The organism is Micromonospora sp. 4G55, from assembly GCF_016803375.1.
Genome location: NZ_JAEVHN010000772.1, coordinates 1 through 2,687, shown reverse-complemented (window position 1 = coordinate 2,687; position 2,687 = coordinate 1). Strand labels below are relative to the sequence as shown.

General features: G+C 74.8%; 2 protein-coding genes. Both read right to left on the bottom strand.

What is annotated here, in order from left to right; all coding sequences use genetic code 11:
• Positions 1–507, bottom strand: a 507-nt coding sequence (locus tag JNW89_RS33950; RefSeq protein ID WP_238452147.1) for a hypothetical protein, incomplete at its 3' end; no start/stop codon positions are given.
• Positions 508–538: 31 nt separating this feature from the next.
• The coding region (locus tag JNW89_RS33945) for an AMP-binding protein (protein WP_238452146.1) at positions 539–2,687 on the bottom strand (2,149 nt) is incomplete at its 5' end.

The window sequence follows — 2,687 nt, the reverse complement described above, 5'->3', positions numbered from 1 at the left end:
CGGCAAGCCGGCGCCTCGGCCCCGATCGGGCGGTCGGGAAGCCGGTCTCTCGGCGTTGCGGTCGGCCGGCAAGAGCGCGATCGCGGTCAGTCGGTGCCGGCGGTGCGGGCGGACACCCGCTCGAAGCGCTGCTTGGCGGCCTGTGCGCTGCCCAGCCCCAGCCCGAAGGCGATCGCCTGCCAGGTCATGCCGCGCCCCCCGGGCGAGGGTCAGCAGCCCGGCCTCCAGCGTGTCGAGCTCGGCGCGCAGGTGGGGCAGGAGGGTCAACGCCGCCGTCAGGTCGGCCTCGTCGACCGGTTCCTCACCGGGCTCCCGCTCCGCCCCGCCGGCGGCGAGGGCGGTCACCAGCGCGACCGCCTCGTACGGATCGGCCAGGTACGGGTTGGTGTGGCGCCGGCGGCGCGCCTCGGTCCCGGCGTGCCGCGCGGTGATGCGTTCCAGCGCGGCGTAGGTGCGGTGGGCGCGGGCGCGGGCCGCGTCGGGGGCGGTGAAGGCGTCGTCGGTCACGCCTCCAGCAGACCCCATCGCGCCCACCGTGTCAACGGAATCTTTTCAACAATCCGTTGATGACCGGTCCGGCCCGCTGCACCAGGGCCGCGTACCCGACGCCCAGCGCCAGCGACGCCACCAGGGCCAGCAGTGGCTGGTCGCGCAGGTGCGGGTAGACCTGCCAGTGGGTCAGGTAGATGTACAGGGAGCTGCCCGCCAGCACACCGGCCACCCGGTTCAGCGGACCCAGGCTCGGCACGGTCGGCAGCCAGACCAGCAGCGCGAACCCGGCCACGATCAACGCCTCCCGCTGCGGCTGGCCGAAGAAGCCCGGCACGGTGGCCGCCGCGGCGGCGGTGACCAGCAGCCGCTGCCGTACCCCGTCGGCGCGGGCCGCCGCCCACCCGAGCGCGAAGAGCCAGAACGCCACGACCGCCGTCGGCAGGTCGTACCGGGCGTCCAGGCCCAAGACGTCGTAGCGGCTGAGCAGCCCGAGCCCGGCGAGGGTCACCGGCAGCCCGAACGGGTGGCGGCGTTCCAGCCGGTCCATCGCCGGCACCGCCAGCAGGACGGCCACCGCGACCAGGATGTAGACCAGCGCCTCGACGAACCAGAAGTGCCACTCGGTGCGCCCGTCGTCTGGGCCGACGAGGCTGTTGAGCAGCAGCAGGTTGCTCCACCGGTACTGGTCGGTGAGCACCAGCATCGCCGCGATCCAGGCGGTCGTGGGCAGCACGATCCGGGCCAGGGCGGAGCGGACCTGACGCAGCCGGTCGGTCCGTCCGGCGTCGGTCAGCAGGAACCGGGCGAAGTTGAAGCCGGCCACCCCGAGCAGGAGGTGCGCCCCGCCGGTGAGGGTGAACATCGGGATGTGCGAGCCGACGACCAGCACGATCGCCACGGCCCGCAACGCCACGCTGGTCTCCAGCGTCCGCCGACGGCGCGACCGCCCGCCGCGCGGCGCGGGCAGCGCCCCGATCGGCAGGGTGTGCCAGTTCGGCGGCAGCTGGCCGAGCGCCCGCTCCAGGCGGACCGACATCTCGACGTACGACAGCGAGTCGCCGCCCAGGTCGACGAAGCTGTGCTCCGGGGTCACGTCGGTGCGGTCCAGCACCTCGGCGAAGAGCCGGCACAGGTCGTCGTCCGGGGCGGGAGCCGACGGCGCGGGCGCGGCGACCGGACCGGCCGCCGACTCGCGCAGCGCCGGGTAGTCCACCTTGCCGGTGGCCAGCCGGGGCAGCCGCGGCAGCGCCAGCACCCGTACCGCCCGGGGTGGCAGGGCCAGCTCGCCGGCGACCAGCCGACGGACCCGTGCCGGATCCACCTCGCCGGCCACTGCCACCAACAGCTCGTCGTCCGCGCCCAGGCAGGCCGCGTCCACGTCGTGCGCGGCCAGCAGCGCCTCCACCCGCTGCGGGTCCACCCGCAGGCCGAGGATCTTGGCGAACCGGCTGCGCCGGCCCACCAGCTCGTACAGGCCGTCCGGGCCGCGGCGGGCCAGGTCGCCGGTGTGCAGCTCGGTCACGGTACGCCCCGACGCCAGGTCGGCCGGGCGCTCGGCGTAGCCGAGCATCACGTTCGGTCCGGCGTACACCAGCTCGCCGACGCCGTCCGGCTGCTCCGGCAGCGCAGCGAGCCGGAACTCGCCGCCCGGCACCGGCACGCCGATCGCCTCCGGTCGGCTGGCCGCCAGGTCCGGCGGCAGGTACGCCATCCGGGCCGTCGCCTCGGTCTGCCCGTACATGACGAACAGGTCCCAGCCGCTGCGCCGGCCCAGCTCGGCGAAGCGCACCACCTTCTCCGGCGCCAGCCGGCCGCCGGCGGCGGTGACGTAGCGCAGGTGCGGCAGGTTCATCGCGGCGAAGCCGACCCGGTCCAGCAGGTCGAAGGTGTACGGCACCCCGGCGAAACTGGTGGCCCGGGCCTGGCGGAACAGCTCCCAGAAGCAGTCGTCGGCGACCGAGCGGTCGGTCAGCACCAGCGCGGCGCCCCGGGCGAGGTGACTGTTCACCACCGACAGGCCGTAGCAGTAGTGCAGCGGCAGGCTGGTCGCCGCCCGGTCGGTCTCCCGCACCCCCAGGTACTCGGCGATCGACTCGGCGTTGGCCTGGAGGTTGGTGTGCGACAGCCGGACCAGCTTCGGCGAGCCGGTGGACCCCGACGTGCTCAGCAGCAGCGCCAGGTCCGGGTGCAGCTCG